The 20,861-nt window shown below is 65.5% G+C and carries 18 protein-coding genes and 3 pseudogenes; 11 read left to right on the forward strand and 10 right to left on the reverse strand.

Annotation, left to right across the window (positions count from 1 at the left end; translation table 11 throughout):
- Positions 1–1,087: pseudogene (locus OWR21_RS10365) on the forward strand (peptidase S1); the annotation flags it as partial.
- A gap of 14 nt (positions 1,088–1,101) precedes the next feature.
- Here OWR21_RS10365 and OWR21_RS10370 read toward each other — a convergent pair.
- Entirely contained in the window at positions 1,102–1,233 is a 132-nt protein-coding gene (locus OWR21_RS10370; protein WP_004627564.1) for a hypothetical protein, read from the reverse strand.
- Positions 1,234–1,682: 449 nt separating this feature from the next.
- Between OWR21_RS10370 and OWR21_RS10375 the strand changes: the two genes are divergently transcribed.
- Positions 1,683–1,829, forward strand: a complete 147-nt coding sequence (locus OWR21_RS10375) for a hypothetical protein (RefSeq protein WP_186829360.1) — start codon at positions 1,683–1,685, stop codon at positions 1,827–1,829.
- A gap of 144 nt (positions 1,830–1,973) precedes the next feature.
- Here the strand turns inward: OWR21_RS10375 and OWR21_RS10380 are convergent, their stop codons facing one another.
- The gene (locus OWR21_RS10380; protein ID WP_332395174.1) at positions 1,974–2,600 is read right to left on the reverse strand and encodes an FMN-dependent NADH-azoreductase; all 627 of its coding nucleotides are present in this window, start codon (positions 2,598–2,600) and stop codon (positions 1,974–1,976) included.
- 125 nt (positions 2,601–2,725) lie between these two features.
- Here OWR21_RS10380 and OWR21_RS10385 point away from each other — a divergent pair, with 125 nt between their 5' ends.
- Positions 2,726–3,673 (forward strand): LysR family transcriptional regulator, encoded by a 948-nt coding sequence (locus OWR21_RS10385; RefSeq protein WP_332395175.1) that lies wholly within the window; start codon positions 2,726–2,728, stop codon positions 3,671–3,673.
- Positions 3,674–3,761: 88 nt separating this feature from the next.
- Positions 3,762–5,339 (forward strand): annotated as a pseudogene (locus OWR21_RS10390) (MDR family MFS transporter).
- Between the two features lie 12 nt (positions 5,340–5,351).
- Here OWR21_RS10390 and OWR21_RS10395 read toward each other — a convergent pair.
- Positions 5,352–6,246, reverse strand: a pseudogene (locus OWR21_RS10395) (oxygenase MpaB family protein).
- A gap of 184 nt (positions 6,247–6,430) precedes the next feature.
- Between OWR21_RS10395 and OWR21_RS10400 the strand changes: the two are divergent.
- Positions 6,431–7,357 carry a hypothetical protein gene (locus tag OWR21_RS10400; RefSeq protein WP_316891323.1) on the forward strand — a complete coding sequence of 309 codons (927 nt, stop codon included), beginning with the start codon at positions 6,431–6,433 and terminating at the stop codon, positions 7,355–7,357.
- A 13-nt stretch (positions 7,358–7,370) separates the two neighbouring features.
- On the opposite strand, the gene OWR21_RS10405 is transcribed toward OWR21_RS10400, so the two are convergent.
- The gene (locus OWR21_RS10405) at positions 7,371–7,802 is read right to left on the reverse strand and encodes a PGDYG domain-containing protein (RefSeq protein WP_332395176.1); all 432 of its coding nucleotides are present in this window, start codon (positions 7,800–7,802) and stop codon (positions 7,371–7,373) included.
- 188 nt (positions 7,803–7,990) lie between these two features.
- On the opposite strand from OWR21_RS10405, the gene OWR21_RS10410 reads away from it, so the two are divergent.
- Positions 7,991–9,418, forward strand: a complete 1,428-nt coding sequence (locus OWR21_RS10410; protein ID WP_332395177.1) for a dipeptidase — start codon at positions 7,991–7,993, stop codon at positions 9,416–9,418.
- Positions 9,419–9,495: 77 nt separating this feature from the next.
- Here OWR21_RS10410 and OWR21_RS10415 read toward each other — a convergent pair whose 3' ends face one another.
- Entirely contained in the window at positions 9,496–9,939 is a 444-nt protein-coding gene (locus OWR21_RS10415) for a hypothetical protein (protein ID WP_332395178.1), read from the reverse strand.
- Positions 9,936–11,597, reverse strand: coding sequence for a hypothetical protein (locus OWR21_RS10420; protein WP_332395179.1), 1,662 nt, complete (start codon positions 11,595–11,597; stop codon positions 9,936–9,938). Before OWR21_RS10420 ends, OWR21_RS10415 begins: the two co-directional genes overlap by 4 nt.
- A gap of 363 nt (positions 11,598–11,960) precedes the next feature.
- On the opposite strand from OWR21_RS10420, the gene OWR21_RS10425 reads away from it, so the two are divergent.
- Entirely contained in the window at positions 11,961–12,959 is a 999-nt protein-coding gene (locus tag OWR21_RS10425) for a helix-turn-helix transcriptional regulator (protein ID WP_332395180.1), read from the forward strand.
- A 7-nt stretch (positions 12,960–12,966) separates the two neighbouring features.
- Here OWR21_RS10425 and OWR21_RS10430 read toward each other — a convergent pair whose 3' ends face one another.
- The 4 genes from OWR21_RS10430 to OWR21_RS10445 all read right to left on the reverse strand — a co-directional run bounded on the left by OWR21_RS10430 (position 12,967) and on the right by OWR21_RS10445 (position 16,348).
- Complete coding sequence (locus OWR21_RS10430; protein WP_092972042.1) at positions 12,967–13,272, reverse strand: NIPSNAP family protein; 306 nt, start codon at positions 13,270–13,272, stop codon at positions 12,967–12,969.
- Between the two features lie 80 nt (positions 13,273–13,352).
- Positions 13,353–14,384 (reverse strand): cytochrome d ubiquinol oxidase subunit II, encoded by a 1,032-nt coding sequence (locus OWR21_RS10435; protein ID WP_332395181.1) that lies wholly within the window; start codon positions 14,382–14,384, stop codon positions 13,353–13,355.
- Entirely contained in the window at positions 14,381–15,769 is a 1,389-nt protein-coding gene (locus tag OWR21_RS10440) for a cytochrome ubiquinol oxidase subunit I (protein WP_316891319.1), read from the reverse strand. The genes OWR21_RS10435 and OWR21_RS10440 overlap by 4 nt, the downstream gene beginning before the upstream one ends.
- Before the next feature lie 18 nt (positions 15,770–15,787).
- The gene (locus OWR21_RS10445) at positions 15,788–16,348 is read right to left on the reverse strand and encodes a GbsR/MarR family transcriptional regulator (protein ID WP_004627541.1); all 561 of its coding nucleotides are present in this window, start codon (positions 16,346–16,348) and stop codon (positions 15,788–15,790) included.
- Between the two features lie 433 nt (positions 16,349–16,781).
- On the opposite strand from OWR21_RS10445, the gene OWR21_RS10450 reads away from it, so the two are divergent.
- The 4 genes from OWR21_RS10450 to OWR21_RS10465 all read left to right on the forward strand — a co-directional run bounded on the left by OWR21_RS10450 (position 16,782) and on the right by OWR21_RS10465 (position 20,854).
- The gene (locus OWR21_RS10450; protein ID WP_332395182.1) at positions 16,782–18,326 is read left to right on the forward strand and encodes a methyl-accepting chemotaxis protein; all 1,545 of its coding nucleotides are present in this window, start codon (positions 16,782–16,784) and stop codon (positions 18,324–18,326) included.
- Between the two features lie 111 nt (positions 18,327–18,437).
- Entirely contained in the window at positions 18,438–18,692 is a 255-nt protein-coding gene (locus OWR21_RS10455) for a GlsB/YeaQ/YmgE family stress response membrane protein (RefSeq protein ID WP_147218274.1), read from the forward strand.
- 161 nt (positions 18,693–18,853) lie between these two features.
- The gene (locus tag OWR21_RS10460) at positions 18,854–19,147 is read left to right on the forward strand and encodes a hypothetical protein (RefSeq protein ID WP_332395183.1); all 294 of its coding nucleotides are present in this window, start codon (positions 18,854–18,856) and stop codon (positions 19,145–19,147) included.
- A 384-nt stretch (positions 19,148–19,531) separates the two neighbouring features.
- Positions 19,532–20,854, forward strand: coding sequence for an MFS transporter (locus OWR21_RS10465; RefSeq protein WP_316876516.1), 1,323 nt, complete (start codon positions 19,532–19,534; stop codon positions 20,852–20,854).
- Positions 20,855–20,861: the final 7 nt, after the last annotated feature.

Below are 20,861 nucleotides of genomic sequence, written 5' to 3' on the forward strand. Positions count from 1 at the left end.
GGACGCGCGCAGCATCGCGCAGTTCATCAAGCGCTGGCTGACGGCCAATGATCGATGGAATTCGCCCAAGTTTCTGTTTGGCGAGTCTTACGGCACGGCGCGTTCCTGCGTGCTCTCGTATGTGCTGCACGAAGACGGGGTCGACCTGAACGGCATCACGCTGCAGTCGTCCATCCTCGACTACACGCAGGCGGGCAACCCCGTGGGGCTCCTGCCGACGTGCGCAGCGGATGCGTGGTTTCACAAGCGTGCAACTGCGCCCAAAGGCGGCTCGCTGCCCGCAGACGTGGGCGACTTTGCCGAAGCCGCCGCCGTCTTTGCGAGCACCGATTACGAAAAAGCGCTCGCTAAACCCACGCATGCCGATCCGGCGGTGCTCAAAACGTTGTCTGCCTATACCGGCATCGATGCGGCAACGCTGCAGGGCTGGCGGCTGGATGTGGCCGCGCATGACGGGGCGGGCACGTCGCTGTTCCTGACCACGCTGCTGGCCGACAAGGGCTTGTCGCTTGGGGCGTACGACGGCCGCGTCACGGGCATCCACACCGGCATTGCAGCGAGTGTCGATCCGAACTCCGGCGGCAACGATCCGACCATGACGGCGGTGTCCGGCGTCTACACGGCCATGTGGAATACCTACCTCAACGACGACCTGAAGTTTACGTCCAACTCCGCCTTCACGGATTTGAACGACCAGGCCTTCCGTCATTGGGACTTCCGCCACACCGACCCGACCGGCGCGCAGAAGGGGCTCGATGCCAATGGCAACGTCGCCCTCTACACCGCCGGCGACCTGGCCGCCACGATGAGCCTGAACGTGGATCTGAAGGTCTTTTCCGCCAACGGCTACTACGACTTCGTCACCCCGTTCTACCAGACCATGCTGGACCTGAAGGCGATGCCGTTGCTGGATGCGGGCGTGCGCAAGAACCTCTCGGCGGGGTTCTATCCGTCGGGGCACATGGTGTACCTGGACGCCGGCTCGCGCACGGCATTGAAGGCCGACCTGGCGCGCTTATACGACGCCGCCACGACCGACCACCAGGCCGTCGCGCGCATCCGCATGCTGCAAGCGCGCAAGGCCTGAGCCCGGTTTGCGGATCAATACCCGCGGTAATACGGGTGGTAGTAATGCGGGCGGTCGTAATAGCCGCCTGCCGGCACCACCACGCACGCACTCAGCGCAGAGGTCGCGGCAGCGGCAAGGATGAGCAGGGCGATGGTGCGTTTCATGATGAGGCTCCGTGGTGATCGTTGGACTTGGCCTCACTGTATGGAAACGCTTCGCAACCGCGCTTTACCGTTTGTAAGCAAAACTGTGACGCGCAAGCCGGTGATCGGCGGCCGGCCTCAGGCGGACCCCGCTCGCACCGTGGCGGCCGTAATTTGCCGTTACCTTTGCGATCAGACTGTGGAGCAGACCGGGCCTGTTCCGCGACTGTCAGCACAGCGCCACAATGTTCCACGAACTTATCGCCACACTATTGACAGATCGTCGAGATAGGCGGGAAATACAACAAACGGCAAACGTTGGGCTTCAAGTTTGAACGCACAGCGCCGATAGCCGTTCATATAGATGTCGGGGCGTCTCGGTCTAGCCGGGACAGCAAAGCCCTGCGGGGACCATGCGATGCGCACCGCCCAACCGTGCGCGTCGGCAACACACATCGGGGGGACGCATCATGGCCAACATTCTGGAATCCACCATCGCCTGGGCTGCACCGTGCCTGATCGCCACCGCGATCGTCGTGCCGGTCATGTGGGGCAAGCTGCGCACGCGCCGTGTGCTCGAAGCGATGCACGAAGCGCGCGAACACCGCGAAGAGTGATCGGCCGATCGGCCCGCTGCGCCGATCCCATCTGCTTCTCGCACTGATTGAAAACGAAAACGGGCGCCGCACTGCTGTGGGCGCCCGTTTGGCATTCTGCGAGGCAGAGTGCGGCGCGTCCCGTTGCGCCGCAACCGTGTTCGCTCAGGCTGCCACGGCCTGGCTGACAACGTCGCGCATGGCGGCGTGAGCGGCTTCGAGGGCCTGTGCGCGGGCGTCCGGGCCCATCGCCAGGCGTTCGGCGCGCACGAATTGCACATCGGTGATGCCGAAGAAGCCGAACACGGTCTTCAGATACGCCTCCTGGAAATCCATGGCGGCGGCCGGACCGGCGGAGTACATGCCGCCGCGCGTCGATGCAACGATCACCTTCTTGCCGCCGGCCAGGCCAACCGGGCCGGTTTCCGTGTACTTGAACGTACGGCCGGCCTGCGCCACGCGGTCGATCCAGGCCTTGAGCTGGCTCGGCACCGAGAAGTTGTACATCGGCGCGCCGACCACGATCACGTCGCTGGCGAGCAGTTCATTCACGAGCGTTTCCGAGCGGGCATGCTCGGCGCGGGTCGCGTCGTCGAATTCGTCAGCGCCCGTGGCGCGGAAGCCGGCGGCAATGGCGCCGTCCAGGTGAGGAATGGCTTCGACGGACAGGTCGCGGTGGACGACGGTGGCGCTCGGGTTTTCGCGGCGCAGCTCGTCAACAATGGCGGCGCTCAGGAGGCGCGAAGCCGAGGCGTCACCGAGGATGCTCGAATCGATGTGAAGGACTTGCATGGTGTCTCTCCAAAAAAGGTGGGTTGCTGCAAAGATAGTGCGATGCAGCGAGTTCCAGTAGTGGGTTGAATCGACACACATCGTTCTATGGGTGAGACAATGCGCCGGTGCTTTGGAGAACGGCCATGGAAGACCTGAACGACCTCGTCCTGTTTGCCAGCGTGGTAACGCATGGCAGTTTTTCCGGCGGCGCCCGCGCGCTCGGGATTCCCAAATCGCGCGTGAGCCGGCGCGTGGCCGATCTGGAAACGCGCCTGGGGGTGCGGCTGCTGCAGCGATCAACGCGGGCGGTGCATGTCACGGACGTGGGCTCGGCGTTCTTCACGCATTGCGAATCGATGACGCAGGCCGCGCGTGCCGCCTTCGAAGTGGCCGAGCATGCCAGCGAGAAACCTTCCGGCCGGCTGCGCGTAAGTTGCCCGGTGGGCGTGGCGCACGTGTTTATCGCACCCGTGCTGTCCAAATTCCTGCGCGCGCAACCCGATGTGCGGCTGGAACTGGACGTGACGAACCGCCGTGTCGACGTGATCGGCGACGGCTACGACGTGGCGCTGCGCGTGCGCTCGACGCTGGACGATTCCAACCTCGTCGTGCGCAGCTTTGGCGTGAGCGACCAGGTGCTGGTGGCCAGCCCGTCGTTTGTCGCCGAGCATGGCCCGTTCGAGACGCCCGAATCGATGCGCGGCGTGATGGGCGTGGGCGTCGACGGCGCGGCCGGAGAGCGGACGCGCTGGCGCCTGACTGCGCCTGAAGGCGGCGCGGTCGATATCGAATACACCCCCGCACTGGTGACGGACGACCTCTACCTGATGGGGCAGACGGCACTGGCCGGCATTGGCGTTGCGCAGCTTCCGTTCAACCTGTGCGCGGAGCCGGTGCGCGATGGCCGGCTGGTCGTGCTGCTGCCGGAATACCGCTTGCCGGTGCACCAGTTTCACGCGGTGTTTCCGTCACGCCGGGGGCTGGTGCCGGCTGTGCGCGCGTTCATCGAATTCCTGGCCGAGGAGCTGCCGGGCATGACGGCAAACGTCAGCCGGTGCTACGAGGACATCGTCCGCCAACCCGATCGTTGACTCTGCAACGAATGCGAATCGGCAGTATCATCAACGGCTTCGCTTCTCCCATTGGCGCGCGTGCCCCGAGCGGCATTCGCGCATTCCCATGTCCTCCCGCGCCAGCATTGAACCGCCCAAGCCAGACACGCCCACTGCGCCCATCGCGTCGGCACCCAGCCCGCTGGACGCGCTACCGGTGGCCGACATTCCCGTGATGGCGGTGATGGGCGGGCTGATGCTCGCCATTTTGCTGGGCGCGCTGGAGCAGACCATCGTTGCGGTGGCGCTGCCCGTGATCGCCGGCGAATTCAACGGCTTTGCGCTGATGGCGTGGCTGGTGTCGGCGTATCTGGTGGCGTCCACGGTCGTCACGCCCATCTACGGCAAGTTGAGCGACCTCTACGGCCGCCGCGCCATGCTGACGACGGCCATCGTGCTGTTTGTGCTGGCATCGGTGGCGTGTGCGCTGGCGACCAGCATGCCGATGCTGCTGTTTGCGCGCGTGCTGCAGGGCCTGGGTGGAGGCGGTCTGATCTCGGTGTCGCAGGCGACGATTGCCGATGTGGTGCCGCTGCGCGGCGCGGCCGCTACCAGGGCTACGTGAGCGGCATGTGGGCCATGGCCAGCCTCGCCGGGCCGGTGATCGGCGGCTATCTCACCCATTACCTGTCGTGGCGCTGGATCTTCTGGATCAACCTGCCGCTGGGCATCGTCGCGCTGCTCGTCGTGCGCCGCACGCTGCGGCATCTGCCGGTGGCGCATCAGCGTCGCCCCATCGACGTGCCGGGCGTGGTGCTTTTTGCCGCGGGGCTGACTGCGCTCTTGCTGATGATCACCCGGGTGGGGCAGGGCACGCCGCTCACGCAGCCCGACAACCTCGGCCTGCTGGCCGGGGCCGTGGTGTTGCTCGGCGCCTTTGTCTGGCAGGAAAACCGCGCCGTCGAACCCATCATTCCGCTGTCGATGTTCCGGGTGCGCACGGTCACGATCTGCTGCCTGGCGCTGTTCCTGTGCTTCTTCCAGCTGATCGCCACGTCGGTGCTGATGCCGCTGCGTTTCCAGATGGTGGCCGGTGCCAGCCCCGACGCCGCGGCGCTGCGCCTCGTGCCGCTGACGCTGTCGATTCCGCTCGGCGCCTTCATCGCCGGCAAGTGGATGACGCACAGCGGCCGCTATAAGCCGCTGATGGTGGGCGGCGCATGCGTGGTGCCGTTTGCTGTGGCATCGCTGGGTTTGCTGGACCCGCACAGCGTGTTGGCGCTGACCTTGGCGATGATCGTGCTGGGCCTGGCGATTGGCGTGCAATTTCCGACCGGCCTGGTCGCCACGCAAAACGCGGTGCCGCCGCAGACGGTGGGCCTGGCCACGGCGCTGACGGCGTTCTCGCGCCTGCTGGGTGGCGCTGTGGGTGTAGCGGTGCTGACGTCCGTGCTGATTGCGCTGCTGCGTCAGGCTGCGCCCGAAGCACAGGTGGCCGCCGGCGGCGGCGTGCTGATGGACCTTTTCCACGCGGCACTTGCCAGCAGCGGTGCCGACGCCCAGGCGCTGCAACGCGCAGGCGAGCGCGTTCCGGCATCTGTTCTTCTTTGCCGCCGCGGTGTCGGTGATTTCGCCGCTGCTGATCGTGCGGCTGGAAGAGAAGGCGCTGCGCGGCAAGGTGTCGCTTGCCGAAGCCATCGAGTAAAAGCTGGGCGCGCTAGCTGGCTGCAGGCGCCAGCGCCCGCCTTCGAGCGCGGCGCGCCACGCTGCCGTCATGCAACGCCCAGCGCAGCGTCGGCGCCACGGTGCGCATGGCCGCCGATGCAAAGGCCGCCTGCAGCGGCGGCCGCTTGAGATCGAGCATCTGTATTGCCCACGGCGGCAGCAACTGGATGCCCGCATCCAGGAAGAGGCGTACCGCCGGGCGCAACCCCGGGCGCGGCGCCTGCCACGTCATCAAGACTTCCACCACCGTGCGCGTGCGATCGCTGGCCACCAGCTCGGCACGCATCGCATTCAGATAGGTCTGGACCGCCGCCCGCGATTTCGGCACGTCGCGCGCCGAGCATCTCGGCCACCAGCGCGGTCTCTTCAAAGTAACGATCCTGCTGCGCGCCGCTCAGGCTGCCATCCACATAGCGCAGATAGCCCGCCAGGAAGCTCGACATCTCGGCCACGTGCACCCAGGTGAGCAGGTCGGGGTCGTTGGCGGAATACGGCCGGCCATCGGGCGCGATGCCCTGCACGCGGTCGTGGATGGTCTTCACCCGCTCGATGAGCGCCAGCGCATCTTGCCGGCTGCCGTACGTGGTGCCGGCCACGAACTGCGCGGTGCGGCCCAGGCGCCCCTGCAGGTCTTCACGAAAGTTGGAGTGATCCCACACGCCGGCCAGCGCTCGTGGGTGCAGCGCCTGCAACAACAATGCGCTGATGCCGCCGGCCATCATCGCCGGGAAATCGGCGTGCACCTTCCAGCAGACTGCATCGGGGCCGAACAGGCCGGGGTCGCCCGGCGGCGAGGCAATGTCGAGGGTGAGGCTGCCGGTGGCGCGCGTCAGGCCGCGGATCTGATTGGCGATGCGTTCGCGAATGGCGTCGAGTGGCGAGGGCATGGTGCCGAAGGTGCCGGGAAGCACGAGGCGGAGAAGCGCCCATTTTACCGAGCCGCACCGCAGCACACGATGCCCGCCGTGATGACAGAACGCCGCATGACCGATGTGCCGGCGCAGGACCATTTGTTGCGACGGCATGTGCATCCGCGCCTCCTAGAATGAAGAACGATTCCACGAGAACGCCATGCCTATGACCCCCCATCGACATTCCGCCTGGTCAGGTTTGCTTGCCCTGAGTGCTTTGATGGCAGGCCTGTGCCTCAGCGTCCCGGCGCGTGCGGCGGACAACGCGCAAGCGCTGCGCGACAAATACCAGACCGTGGCGCCGCAGTTGGCTGACAACGCGTTCCACCGCCCGCTGGTCCTGGAATCCACCGAAGCGCCCGAACGGCTCAAGAGCGACATCTATAGCGTGCTCGACTACCCGTTCGCCACCGTCAGGAGCGCATTGGGCGACCCTGAGCGCGGCGCTGCCAACTGGTGCGACGTGCTGATCCTGCATCTGAACATCAAGTACTGCCATGCCACGCAGGGCACGGAGAGCAGCGTGTTGAACGTGAATTTGGGCCGCAAGGTGGAGGACTCGCTTTCCAGCAGCTACCGCCTCGAGTTCGGTTATCACCCTGTTGTCAGCAATGCGGATTACTTCCGCGTGGAACTCAGCGCGGCTTCCGGCCCGCTCAGCACCCGGGACTACCACATCATGCTGGAGGCCATTCCCGCCCCTGGCGCCGGCAACCACACCTTCCTGCACCTGACCTACGCGTACGGCTATGGAACGGCCGGTCGACTGGCGATGCGCACGTACCTCGCCACCGTGGGCAGCGGCAAGGTCGGTTTTACCAAGACGGCGGAATCTTCATCAGGCGGGGAGCCCGAATATGTGGGCGGCGTGCGGGGCCTGCTCGAGCGCAACACGATGCGCTACTACCTCGCGATCGACGCCTATCTGAAGTCGCTGTCTGCGCCGCCGGACAAGCGCGTGCAGCAGCGGCTGAACACGTGGTTCAACGCCACCGAGCAGTACCCGCGCCAGCTGCATGAAGTGGAACGGCAGGATTACCTGCAGATGAAGCATCACGAAATCGAGCGCCAGCAGACGGCGCAGTGACGCTCTTGGTAAGTCAGGCCGGGCGGTAGACCTTGGCAAAGCGCTGCGCCTGCACGACGCCGTAGTCGCCGGGGGCGTATTGGAGCACCCAGTCGCCTGCCTGGCCATGCAGCACGTCGCCGGCCTCGGAGCGCGCCATCGAGAACGCTTCACGCATCTGCTTGGCCAGCACCACGCTCGGTCGGTTGTGGTAGGCGCCAGCCTGACCATGCGCGAGCGATGCATCGGCGGGAACGTATTTCGCATCGAAACGCTCGCGCGAGACCACCCAGCGGTCTCCGGTCGAGCCGGTGATCAGCGCATCGCCGGGGGCGTAGCGGTTCGGGCCTTCGAGGCTCATCAGCTCGCCGGCTTCGGCGGCAAAGTCGACGTGGACAGTCTCGTCCTTGACGAAGGGGCGGGCGGCGGGGTCCGTGCGGAGGTCGACGTGTTGCAGGGCGGGCATGAGGTGACGCAAAAGGCGATGAAAGCCCGGGTGGGGCGAAAGGCCGTAAGCGTAGCGCAAATGGCGCCGTGGGGCCCCGCGTTTCGGCCGCGGCGCCCGTCATGCGGTGTAGGACCGTGTAACCAACGCCGATAGAGCGACGAGCCCATCGCGCGCACAATACCGCAGCTCAATTTTGCGGAGTGTGCATGCTCATCGATTGGTCCCTTATCGCCACGCGGGAGGCTGACGCGCTGCACGACACGGTCGTCGACATGGAAGGCTGGGCGATGCCGCTGGACGCCGCGGCGCAGTCCGCCGACTACTTCCTGCTGAGTGCCGAAACGCCGTGCTGCGGCGGTTGCGTGTCGCGCAACCCGGCCACCAGCATCGAAGTCCTTGCGGTGCAGCCGCTTCCGGTGGGTGACATGACGCGCGTGCGGGGCCGGCTGGTGCGCTTGCAGGACGACCCCGCAGGCTGGCGTTATCAATTGGTGGATGCGTCGCTCGCGCCCGGGCAGCCTGCGGCCGGATCGCCACGCGTCAGCCGTCGCGTGTTCCTCGCGGCGGGTGCGGCGATGGGCTTGGCAGCCTGCGCGCCGGGCCGCTTTGCCAACTACACCGATGCGCCGTCAGAGGCTTCGTCCATGTGGACGCCGCCGGCCGGCACGCTGACCATCGATATGCACAGCCACGCCGGGCGCGTGACTGTCTCGCGCGATCCCAAGATCGGCGCCAACCGCCCCTTCTTGCCGGCGGCGGAGCCGATGCGCGCCGGCGGCATGCAGGTCATCTGCCTGGCCATCGTGACCGACACCACGGCCGTGCACGTGGGCGCTGGCGGCAACCGTTTCGAGGCGTTCCGCACGCCCGAGCCCGGGGAGCTTTACCAGCTCGGCATGACAGAGTTTGCGCGTGCCCAGCGGCTGATCGAGCGTGAGCAACTGCATGTGGTGACCGACGCCGCATCGCTGGCCGCCATGGGCACGCAGGGGCCGAGCGTCATCATCGCGTCGGAAGGTGCGGACTTTCTGGAGGGCCGCATCGAACGCGTGGACGAGGCCTACACGCAGCACCGTCTGCGGCACCTGCAGCTGACGCATTACCGCGTGAATGAACTGGGCGATATCCAGACCGAGCCGCCCGTGCATGGCGGCCTGACGGATTTCGGCGCCGATGTGGTGCGCCGCTGCAATGCGCTGGGCATTGTGGTGGACGTAGCGCACGGCACGTATGACCTCGTCAAGCGTGCAGCGGCGACGACGACCAAACCGCTGGTGCTGTCGCATACGGCGCTGTCAGGGTCGCCCAGGCCGCGCAGCCGGTTGATTTCCGCCGACCATGCACGCGCGGTGGCGGACACCGGCGGCGTGATTGGCGTGTGGCCCAATGCGGCGGATTTTCCCAGCCTCGATGCCATGGCGCTGGGCATCAAGCGTATGGCCGATGTGGTGGGCGTGGCGCACGTGGGGCTGGGCACTGACATGTTGGGTTTCATCCGGCCGCCGGTGTTTACCAGCTATACGCAGTTGCCGGCGCTGGCCACGGCATTGCTGAAGGCGGGATTCACGGCAGTGGAAGTTGGCCAGATCCTGGGCGGCAACTACCGGCGCGTGTTCGAAGCGACGGTGGGTTGATCGGTGCCCGCAAGGCGGCAAAACCTTGCGGGCCCGATCACCGCACTTCCCCGTGTGCCCTGCTTATCAGCGGTGTATCAGCGGTCGTACTCGACTGACGTGGTGAAGTTCAGATCCAGCGGGTCGGCCCACGACATGTTGGTGAACGACATGTCCTGCGTGCCCGTCCACCCCGTCACCGCCGGGAAGGCCGTCCCCTGGTCACCCGCCACGTTCAGCGTGAGCGTGGTCCCGGGCGCAGCCGGCGAGGCGCGGCCCACGCCGTTGACGAACACCGTCGGCTGGCCCGACATCGTGGAACGGATCTGCACATTGACGCGCTTCACGAACGGCACGCCGGCCTTGGTCGTCCACGTGACCGGCAGGGTGGGGCCGCCCGCAAACGTCGATGCCGTGCCCGGGGTGAGGATGTCGCGCGTGGCCTGTGAGACGTCCTGCCACGTGTACTGGCGCAGCGCATCGGGCGAAGGCGATGGCGTGCGCAGGCGCACCGTGTACGTCTTCGACGGCTGGCTCGTCACGCCCCCTGATAGATGGCGATCGTGTAGGCGCTGAACGGCGTGATCGTCGCGAGCTCCGATGCCGTCAGTTGCGGCTTGGCCCAGGCCGTGTTGTTGCGCGGCGCATCGCCCGGCCACGTGAAGCTGCCTTGATTGGCCGGGTCTTGCGCCACGCCTGCCAGGCGGAAGTTATTGCGGCAGGCGCTTTGCTTGGCCAGCAGCGCAAGCTGCGCCGGGGTCTGGCTTGCGCCAATCTGGGCGCGGATGTTGAGCGTGTCGCAGGTGCCGGAAGACGGCTGCAGGAACACGCCATTGCGCAGGCCCGGGCCGGTCACGATCGCGAAATCGACCGGCGTGCCGGCGGCGTCGACGATGCCGACCTGCATGTTGATCGAATCGACAAACGCATTGGTGCCCGTCATTGCGGTGGCGCTGTTCAACCAGTCCCACTTCTGCGCGTTGGCGTTGACCTTGGTGAACACGGCGCGCTGGTTGCCGACGATACGCCAGCCGTTGTCGCCGCTGGCGCGGGCGGCGGGCTGCACCGCCACTTGCACGTGCTGCTGCATGCCGTCGCGAAGGCCGTCGGCGCGGGTCCAGGCGAGCTTGACCCACAGCGTGTCACCGCTGCTGGATGTCACGCGGATGATCTCCGGCAGGCTGAAGCTGGCGTTGTTCATCGCGTCATCGGCAAACAGGCCGGGCGCGCCGCCGCCCAATGCGGGGCCGAATTCCTTGTCGGCAGTCAGGCCGTTGTTCAGGTAGGCCGACGGCACGCCGTTGATGAGCGCGCCGCTGGCCACGTCGTCCACGAAGATCTGACCGCAGACGGGTACGCTGCCGCCCGTGCGCGCCGCGCCCGTGGAACCCGCAAAGCACTGATTGAGCGCCGTTTGCAGCGCCACCAGATCGGACGCGGTCGGCAGGTTCGAGACGGGGTTGCCATTGATGGTCGCCACGCTTGGCAGGCTCGCCTTGTCGCTGGGCTGGGGCGCTACGCCTGGCGAGAGCTGCAGCTGCGCAGGCGTATCGCTCGACGCGCCTGCCACGGAGCTGATCTGCACGCTGCCGTCCGGCAGCACGTTCACCTTCACTTGATCGAGCAGACGATCGAGCCCCGGGGCGCCGGCCGTCAATGGGCCCGAGATCAGATCTACCCCGGTGTTGCCGGTGGCGGCCAGCAGGTCGGCCAGCGCGGCGGCATAGGCGGCGACGGTGCTGGAGACGGTCTGCGCGGTCACCTTGCTCTGCAGCAGGCCCGTGTTGCCCAGGAGCTTGCTCGGGTTGTCGCCGACGATGGTGGCCGCAATGGCGTTGGTGATGGGCGTGATGTTGATCGTCTGCGTGCCGGCGCTGGCAGACAACGCAATCAGGGTGGCCTGCGAATCGGCAACGTTGCCGGCTGCCGACAGCACGAACGGCGCGGTAAGACCCGTGACCGTGCACTGGAAGGCGCCCGTCGTGGCGTTAGCGGGGCAGTCGACCGACTTGCCGCTCGCATCCATCAGCGTGACCGTGGCGCCTTGCATGGCTGCACCCGTGGCAGCGACCCCGCTGACGGTCTGTGCTGCCGGAACGTTGGTGCCTGGCGCCGTGCTGGCGTTGCTGCCGGAATCGCCACCGCCGCAGGCCGACAGGGCAAGCGTGGCCAGTGCGATTGCAATGGGGGTGAGTTTCATGGAGTCCTCCCTGGATCGTGGGTGCGCCGTACATGCGACGCCGTTATTCGGCACGGAGATTCTCGAAGCACGCCCCAGGCACCCGCATCATTCATTTGGAGGAAAGCGTCGCCAAATGAACGATGTTGATTGGCGCACGCGCGTGTTACGTTTGCGCGCATAACATGTCCGCTGCCACTTTGTTTACACCGGGTGAGCACGGCGGGCGCCATGGCCAGACAGCCATCCTTCGGGGGAGGGGAGTGTGCTTAAAGACCAGCTCATTGGTGATCTGTACGAAGCTGCGGTGACGCAGGACGGTTTCCTGGACGTGTTTCACGACGTCACGGAAGCGCTGGGCGCCAACGTGTTCCACATGTTCAGTTGGGACCCCGTTCGGAACGCGCCCCATCTTTCGACTTACTCCCCAGGGCGGGGTGGGACGATGCCATTGCCCGCTACGACCAGTACTACGGCGCGCTTGATCCGCGGCGCGCGCATGTCGAGCGTGCCGCGCAGGGCGAGTTTGCTTTCTGCCAGGACTACGTGTCCGATGCCTACGTCGAGCGCAGCGAGTTCTACCAGGACTTTCAGCTTCCGTCGGGATTTCGCTACCTGATGGGCGTGCGGCTGGCGCGTCCCGGCGGCAGCGACATCCTGCTGGGCATGCTGCGCGCGAACGGCCGCGCTCCGTTTTCCGATGAGGAACGCGCCACGGCTGCCGGCATGACGGGCCACTTGCAGCGCACCATCAATCTCTGGCAGGACACGCGCGTGCTGCATCGCGATGCAGCCGTCGGGGCAGAATTGATGGAGCAGCTCGGCCTGGCCGTGTTCGCGCTCGGGCGGGATCAGCGTGTGCTGTTTGCCAACGCGCAGGCCGAAGCGTTGCTGCGCGCATCGACTTGCCTGCGGCTGGAGCACGGCCGGCTGGCTGCCGCGTTTGCCGCCGACAACGATGGCCTGCAAGCCGCGCTGGCGCGGGTGGCGAAGTCACGCAAGGGCGAGAGCCTTGCCGTGCGGCCGGCACTCGGGGCGCCGCACGAAGTCTTCCTCGGTATTTCGCAATTGCCGGCCAACGCCGCCCATGCCGCGTTCGGCGATGCCGCCATGCTGGTCACGGCGCGCCGCAAGGGCGATGCCGTACCGGTGACGGCCGTGCAACTGCGCCAGGCGTTTGGTTTGTCAGCGGCGGAGGCGGCGGTGGGTGAAGCGCTGATCGCCGGCAAGACGCCTGACGAATACGCGGCCAACGCCAACGTCGCCATGTCGACCGTGCGTTCGCAGCTGCGGGCCATCTTTGAAAAGACGTGCACGCGATCGCAGGCGGAGGCCGTGGGCGCAATGCTGTGGGTGCTGTCGCAGCGCAGGCCGCAACGCTAGACGGCTGTCAGGAAAATACCGGACGGAAGAAGCTGCGTTCGTAGCTGACGATGCAGCCGGTGTCTTCGGCGTACTGGAAGGCCGCCATGCAATCGGGGTCGGTCTTGGCGCGCTCGCGATAGACCTCGTAGGTCGCCAGGCTCGGGAACGAGAACAAGGCCAGCGCGACGTTGTTCGCCCCTTCCGATGGGAGAAAGTAGCCGTGGTGCTGGCCGCCGAATTTTTCGACCAGGGGAATCCACATCTTTCCGTAGGCTTCGAATTCGGCAAGCCGTGCCGGGTTGATGATGTAGCGGAGGTAGCAGGTGATCATGGCGCGTGTGGTGAGGTCGGAAGCGCACGAGCCTAAACGTCCGCCCGCGGTCCGGTCAATGCCGTATGCGGGCGGCGTGCTCAGTAGTAGCGCAACTCCGTCGCCTTGCCGTGGAACACCTTGTACGAGTAGATCGTGTAGCCGACGATGGTCGGCAGCACAATCGCCACGCCCACCAGCATGAATTCAAGCGATTCCGGTGCGCTTGCGGCCTGCCAGATGTCGAGCCGATCCACCACCAGATACGGGAAGAGGCTGTAGGCGAGGCCATTGAAGGCGAGCAGGAAGATGGCCCCGGTACCGACGAACGGCGCCCAGATCAGATGTTCATCACCCTTGGCAATCTGCTGGGGCAGGCGGCGCAGGACCCAGTCGATCAGCAGGAACAGCACGATGGTCACCAGCGGCACCGGCGCCAGCAGGATGATGTTCGGCAGCGCAAACCACTTGTCGAACACGCGTGTGCTGACCCACGGCGTCGCCAGCGACACGGCGGCCACGCCCAGCGCGGTGAACCACAGGCTGCCGCGTGCCCACTGCACCGCGCGCAGCTGCAACGCGCCTTCCGTCTTCATGATGAGCCACGTGGCACCCAGCAGCAGGTAGCCGGCAATCAGGCCGCCCGCCGTGCAGATCGCAAAGATGACGTTGGCGGCGTCGTACTGAAAGCCGGTGATGTATAGCCCGAGCATCAGGCCCTGCGCAGCGGTGGCGATGACCGAGCCTGCATAGAACGCGCGGTTCCACCACGGCTTGTGGTGCGCGCGCGCCTTGACCCGAAAGTCGAATGCCACGCCACGCAGGATGAGCCCGAACAGCATCAGCGCCACCGGCAGATACAGCGCGCCCAGGATCTCGCCATGGGCGGCCGGAAACGCCACCAGCAACAGCCCGACACCGAGTACGAGCCAGGTTTCGTTGGCGTCCCAGAACAGGCCGATGGAGGCGATCATGGTGTCCTTCTCGGCGTCGTCGGCGCGGCGCAGCAGGATGCCGACGCCGAGGTCGTAGCCGTCGAGGACGACATAGGCCAGCACGGCAATCCCCATCAGGGCCATGAAGACCACCGGCAGCCAGCCGGCGGGTTGGGTGAGGTCGGGGATGGCGTTCATGCTTGGCTCCGGGCGGGTTGGGCGAAGACCGGGTTGGGTGTTTCGATGACGGGTGTGCCGGTGGCATCGGGGTCGGTGGGATCGATCACGCCACCGGCCTTGCGGGCCAGATAGAACACCACGCCGATATACGAGGCGATGAGGAACGCGTACAGCGCGAGATACATCGCCAGCGTGCTGCCGATCATGCGCGCGGGCACGGACGACGCTGCCTGCGCGGTGGTCAGCACGCCGTAGACGAGCCACGGCTGACGGCCGATCTCGGTGACGTACCAGCCGGCCACCACAGCGACCCAGCCGGAGAACGTCATGGCGACGAGGGCACGCGCCAGCCAGCGCGGCAGCTCGCCGTTGCGGCGAAGGCGCCAGGCGCTTGTCCACGACACCGCCAGCATCAGCAGCCCCACGCCCACCATCAAGCGGAAGGCGAAGAACACGGGCAGCACGGGCGGATGCTCGTCAAACTGATCGAGCCCGCGTACCTCGCCGTCGAGCGAATGCGTGAGATACAGCGATGCCAGCTTCGGCACCGCGATCTCGTAGCGGTTGCTGTGCGAAGCCGCATCGGGAATGCCGAACAGCACGGCGGGCACGCCGCGTTCGGTTTGCCAGATGCCTTCCATCGCGGCCAGCTTGGCCGGTTGATGCTCCAGCGTGTTGAGGCCGTGCGCATCACCGGCGGCAATCTGCAGCGGGATCAGCATGGCTGCAAGCACCACGCCGGTCTTGAGCGCCGCACGTACATCGCCGCCGCGGTCGTTGCGCAGCCAGCGGTAGGCCGATACCCCCGCCAGGAGGAACGACACCGTCAGTCCCGAGGCCAGCAGCATGTGCGTGAACCGGTAGGGGAACGACGGGTTGAAGATGATCGCCAGCCAGCTTTGCGGATGCGCGCGGCCGTCGATCATCACGTAGCCGGCGGGGGTCTGCATCCACGAGTTGAGCGCGATGATCCAGAACACCGAGATGGTCGTGCCCAGGGCAACCAGGAACGTCGCGAATGTGTGGATGCGCGGGCTTACGCGGCCCGTGCCGAACAGCATGATCCCCAGAAAGCTGGCTTCCAGAAAGAACGCCGTCAGCACTTCATACGCCAGCAGCGGCCCGGCGATGTTGCCGACGGTATTCATATAGCCCGGCCAGTTCGTGCCGAACTGGAAGCTCATCGTGACGCCGGACACCACGCCCAGCGCGAACGTCAATGCAAAGACCTTCACCCAAAGGCGATAGGCGGACATCCAGGCTTCGTCACCGGTCTTGCGATAGCGCAGCTTGAAGAACAGCAGCACCCACGCAAGCGCGATGCTGATGGTGGGAAAGAGGATGTGGAAGGTGATGTTGGCGCCAAACTGGATGCGCGCCAGGACAACGGGATCGAGCGACATGGTTTTTCTTGATACGGGCTACTTCGATTTGCCGCCAACGACAACGGCAAGCTTGTTCTTCATTTCCAGCAGCTTGTGCACCTTGGCGCCCATCTTCATGAGCTGCTGCAGCGATTCGGCGTCGAGCTTCTGCACGTCGTCGAACCAGTTCGTCATGAGCGTGATGAGCTGGTACATCTCCTTCATGCGCGCCTGGGCGTGGCGGTCGTCGGGGTCGGTCGGGGATTCGAGCATCACGTCGCGCAGCAGCGAAAGCGTGGGGTCGATCTCGCGCTTGCGGCGCTCTTCGGCCAGCGTGCGGAAGATGGTCCAGATGTCATCCGGGGCGGAAAAATATTCCCGCCGGTCGCCCGGCTTGTGCGAAAGGCGGACCAGCTTCCAGGACTCCAGCTCCTTCAGCCCGATGCTCACGTTGGAGCGGGAGAAGCCCAGCGCCTCGGCGATCTCGTCCGCGTTGATCGGCTCGCGCGCGGCGTAGAGCAGCGCGTAGATCTGCCCGACGGTGCGGTTGATGCCCCAGCGGCTGCCCATCTCGCCGAAATGCAGGACGAAGCGCTGTTTCAAGGGGGAGAGTTGCATTGTTTTGATCTTTCTCAATTTTTAGGAATTTGTGAAAGTTTAGCCGTCTTGGCCGGCCCTGCAATGTGGCGCGCTGTCGCGGGGGGTGTGCTGTGGTTCGGGAGCTATCGCGTCGCAATATGTGAGGTTTGCTCACAACGGCGCATGTGGCGCACCGTTTTTATGTTTTATCTCAAGTTCAGGCGCCGAGAATTAACGCAGATGGGGTATTAACGAACGCGCTTGGCGGCGCTAATCCGATGCGCTCGTCGCGCGAGCCGAGAAATCTGCTCCGGATAAGGTAGATGCGAATCATTTTTCATAATGCATTTATCTGCTCGGGCAAGGGAATGAGTCGCGTCTGGTGTGCGCCGAAGCGGGGTTATCCGGCCTTAATAAATCCGGTTATGTGCCGATAATCCGTTGCGAAGCAAATCATCAAAGGAGATTCCCCATGCGTGTCAACGAACCTGTTACCCAGCGCGAATACGAGTTCCCGGACAACGCCACGCTCATGTCGACAACCGATACCCAGAGCTACATCGCGTATGCGAATGCGGCGTTTGTGGAGGTGAGCGGTTTTTCCCGCGAAGAGATCGAAGGGCAGCCACATAACATCGTGCGTCACCCGGATATGCCAACCGAGGCATTTGCCGACATGTGGGCCACGCTCAAGGCGGGGCAACCATGGACGGCGCTGGTCAAGAACCGCCGCAAGAATGGCGACCATTATTGGGTGCGTGCCAATGCAACGCCCGTGGTGCGTAACGGCCGGACCAGCGGCTATATGTCAGTGCGCACCAAGCCCACGCGCGAGGAGATCGCTGCAGCCGAGGCGCTCTACAAGGATTTCCGCACCGGCCAAGCCGGCAGCCGGAAGTTTCACAAGGGTCTGATCGTGCGAACCGGGTTGATGGCCTGGCGTTCGGTGTTTCAGGTGATGCCGGTGCGCTGGCGCATCCGGCTCACGTTTCTCACATTGCTGCCCGCGCTGGTGGCGGTGGCGTGGGCGTTTGGGCTCTCCGGCGCGGCGCTCGGCGGTTTTGCCGGCGCGTTGCTCGTGGCGCTGGCGCTGGCGTCGTGGTCATTGAAGGTGCAGATCGCCACGCCGCTTGAAAAGCTGCAGGAGCTCGCCCTGAGCGTGGCCACGGGTGAGAGCCGGAAAGTCGCCATCGCAGACCGCGTGGACGAGATCGGCATGACGCTGCGCACGATCAGCCAGCTCGGGCTGATGTTTCGCTGGTTGATCGACGACGTGGCCGAGCAGGTCGTCAACGTGCAATCGGCCAGCCAGGAGATCGCCAAGGGCAACGGCGACATCAACATCCGCACGGAGCAGGCCGCTGCCAGCCTGGAAGAAACCTCCAGCTCGATGACGCAGATGACCGCCACGGTGGCCAGCAATGCCGAGACGGCCGGGCAGGCCAACACGTTGTCGAGCGCGGCCACCCAGGCGGCGGTCAACGGCGGCCGTGCCATGGAACAGGTGGTCTCCACCATGAGCGCCATCACGCAGAGCGCCAAGCAGATCGCCGACATCATCGGCGTGATCGACAGCATCGCCTTCCAGACCAACATCCTGGCGCTCAATGCGGCCGTGGAAGCCGCGCGTGCCGGCGAGCAGGGGCGTGGTTTTGCTGTCGTCGCGGGCGAGGTGCGTGCGCTTGCGCAGCGCAGCGCCGGTGCAGCCAAGGAGATCAAGGAGCTGATCGGCACCAGTGTCGACAAGGTGGAATCGGGCTCGCGGCTGGTGGACGACGCCGGCAAGACCATGGACGACATCGTCGAACAGGTCAAAAAGGTTTCGGCCATGATCGCCGACATCAGCCTGGCGACGGCGCAGCAGACCGAAGGCATCACGCAGGTCAGCCAGGCGGTCAATCATCTGGATCAGGTCACGCAGGAGAACGCCACGCTGGTCGGACAGAGCGCAGCGGCGGCCGAGGGCCTGCGCATCCAGGCGACACGCTTGGTGGAGGCGGTGAACGTGTTCCGTTGAACACGACGCAATTGCAAAAACCGTGTGAGCGCCGCATCGCGATTGTGCGGTCTTCGCCTACTATGCCTGTGCGGTAACGTCCTCAAAACGCACATTCATTGGAGCGCGAACATGGCCTCACACGGTTTGATTGCCTGGTTGATCATCGGCGCGGTAGCGGGTTGGCTGGCCGGCATCCTGGTCAAGGGCGGTGGTTTCGGCATCTTTGTCGACATCGTGGTCGGCATCGTCGGTGCGTTCATCGGCGGATGGCTGGCGGGGGTGCTGGGCATCTCGCTGGGCGGCGGGTGGATCGGCTCGATCGTCACGGCGGTCATCGGCGCGGTGATCCTGCTGTTCATCATCCGGCTCATCAAGCGCGCATAGCGCAAGGCAGCACCAATCCCAAGAACGGCGGTGGATGCGGATGTCATCCAACCGCCGGATTTCAACATGCACCGCATCACCTAGACTGGTTGAACCAAGGGCAGCCGCGCCGCGCCACAAGCGCCTGCGCGGCCGGTACACGCTAACCCGGCGAGGCCACCATGTCTGACCAGCTCACCACTGCACCGCAAGAACTCTACGAAGGGTTCGAGATTCACGTTGTGCCAAGCCCGACTCGGGCAGACTCCACGCGCTACACCTACACCGGCTACGTGTGCCACCCCGGCGCCGATCCGCAGTTGACCGGTCACGTCGTGGCGTTTCATGCCGATGGCGACGAGACCTTCCGCAGTCCCGAAGAAGCCATGGAAGAAGCCGTGCACGTGGCGCGCAGCATTGTCGACGGCACGCATCCGGATCTGTCTGTGCTGTCGATCGTGACGCACGGCTACTGACGTCGGTTACGGATCCGGCAGCTTCTCCTTCCACACGTCATGCAGGTGATGTGCCGGTCGCCATTGGCGGCGGCCCACGCATTTGCTGTGCCGCACCATCCCGACCGCATCTGCACCGAAACCGTGCGGCGCGGTGCTCCCGCATGAGGCACGCGCGGGCGGCGATTTCTCCTCAATCTCCCGCAAACCGCGATAGCTCAAGGCTTTGCCCGCCTGGCATACCTGTTGCATAGCACCATTGCGCGGGTCAAAGGCGATTCGTGCTCTTCGTGGTGAAGGCCCTGGTGCTCAGGGCTACTTGGACAACGGCGTCCCAGACCCCGGCTACTGCAGCCGGGCTCTCGGACGCCTTTCTTTTTTGGCCCCTGATTGATGGGATTCAACATGACCGGCAAAGCGACCCGAATCGACCTGTTCAGCCTGCGCACGCCGCAGATGCGCGCCTTCCATCTGACGTGGCTCGCGTTCTTCGTGTGTTTCTACGCGTGGTTTGCCTGCGCGCCGCTCATGCCGGTGCTCAAGGGCGAGTTCCACCTCACGCCGGGCCAGATCGCCAACATCAACATCGCGGCCGTGGCGGTGACGATCCTGGTGCGACTGATTGTCGGCCCGCTGTGCGACCGCTTCGGCCCGCGCAAGACCTATACCGGCTTGCTGCTGCTCGGCGCCGTCCCCGTGCTGGGCGTGGCGCTGGCGCAAAGCTACGAGGCCTTCCTGTTCTTCCGCCTGGCGATCGGCGCGATCGGCGCGAGCTTCGTCATCACGCAGTACCACACGTCGGTCATGTTCGCGCCGAACGTGGTGGGCACGGCCAACGCCGCGGCGGCCGGCTGGGGCAACGCAGGCGGCGGTGTGGCGCAAGGCACGATGCCGCTGCTGCTGACCGCCATCGTGATGATGGGCGTGACGCAGAGCCTGGGGTGGCGCCTCGCCATGGTGGTGCCGGGCGTGGCGATGCTGATCGTCGCGGCGCTGTACTGGCGCTATACGCAGGACTGCCCGGAGGGCAACTTCAGCGCGCTGCGCGCCGCCGGCAAGACCATCGACGGCGGCAAGAAGGGCGGCTGGGGCAGCTTTGTGTCCGCTGCCGGCAACTACCGTGTGTGGCTGCTGTTCATCACCTACGGCGCGTGCTTTGGCGTGGAGATCTTCATCCACAACATCGCCGCTACCTACTACGTCGATCACTTTGGCCTGTCGCTGTCGGCCGCGGGCATGGCTGCCGCGAGCTTCGGCCTGCTGGCGCTGTTTGCCCGCGCACTGGGCGGCATCGTTTCGGACCGCGTGGCCGCCAAGCGCGGCCTGGATGCACGGACCCAACTGCTGTGCGTGCTGATGGTGGGCGAGGGCCTGGGCCTGTTCGGATTTGCCCATGCGGGCAGCGTGCCGGTCGCCATCCTGGCGATGCTCGGCTTCGGCCTGTTCACGCACATGGCATGCGGCGCGACGTATGCGCTGGTGCCGTTTATCGATCGCCGTGCGCTGGGCGGTGTGGCCGGCATCATCGGCGCGGGCGGCAACGCCGGCGCGGTGGCTGCGGGCTTCCTGCTCAAGGGCATGGCCGATACGCAGGCCACGCTGTCGGTGCTGGGCGTGCTGGTCGGGCTGTCTGCCATCTGTGCGATTGCCGTGCGCTTTTCGCCGGAACACAAGGCGCGTGAACAAGCGCTCTACGACAACACGCTGGCCGCTGCCGGCAACGCCTGAAAGAGGA

The organism is Ralstonia sp. 1B3, from assembly GCF_036631435.1.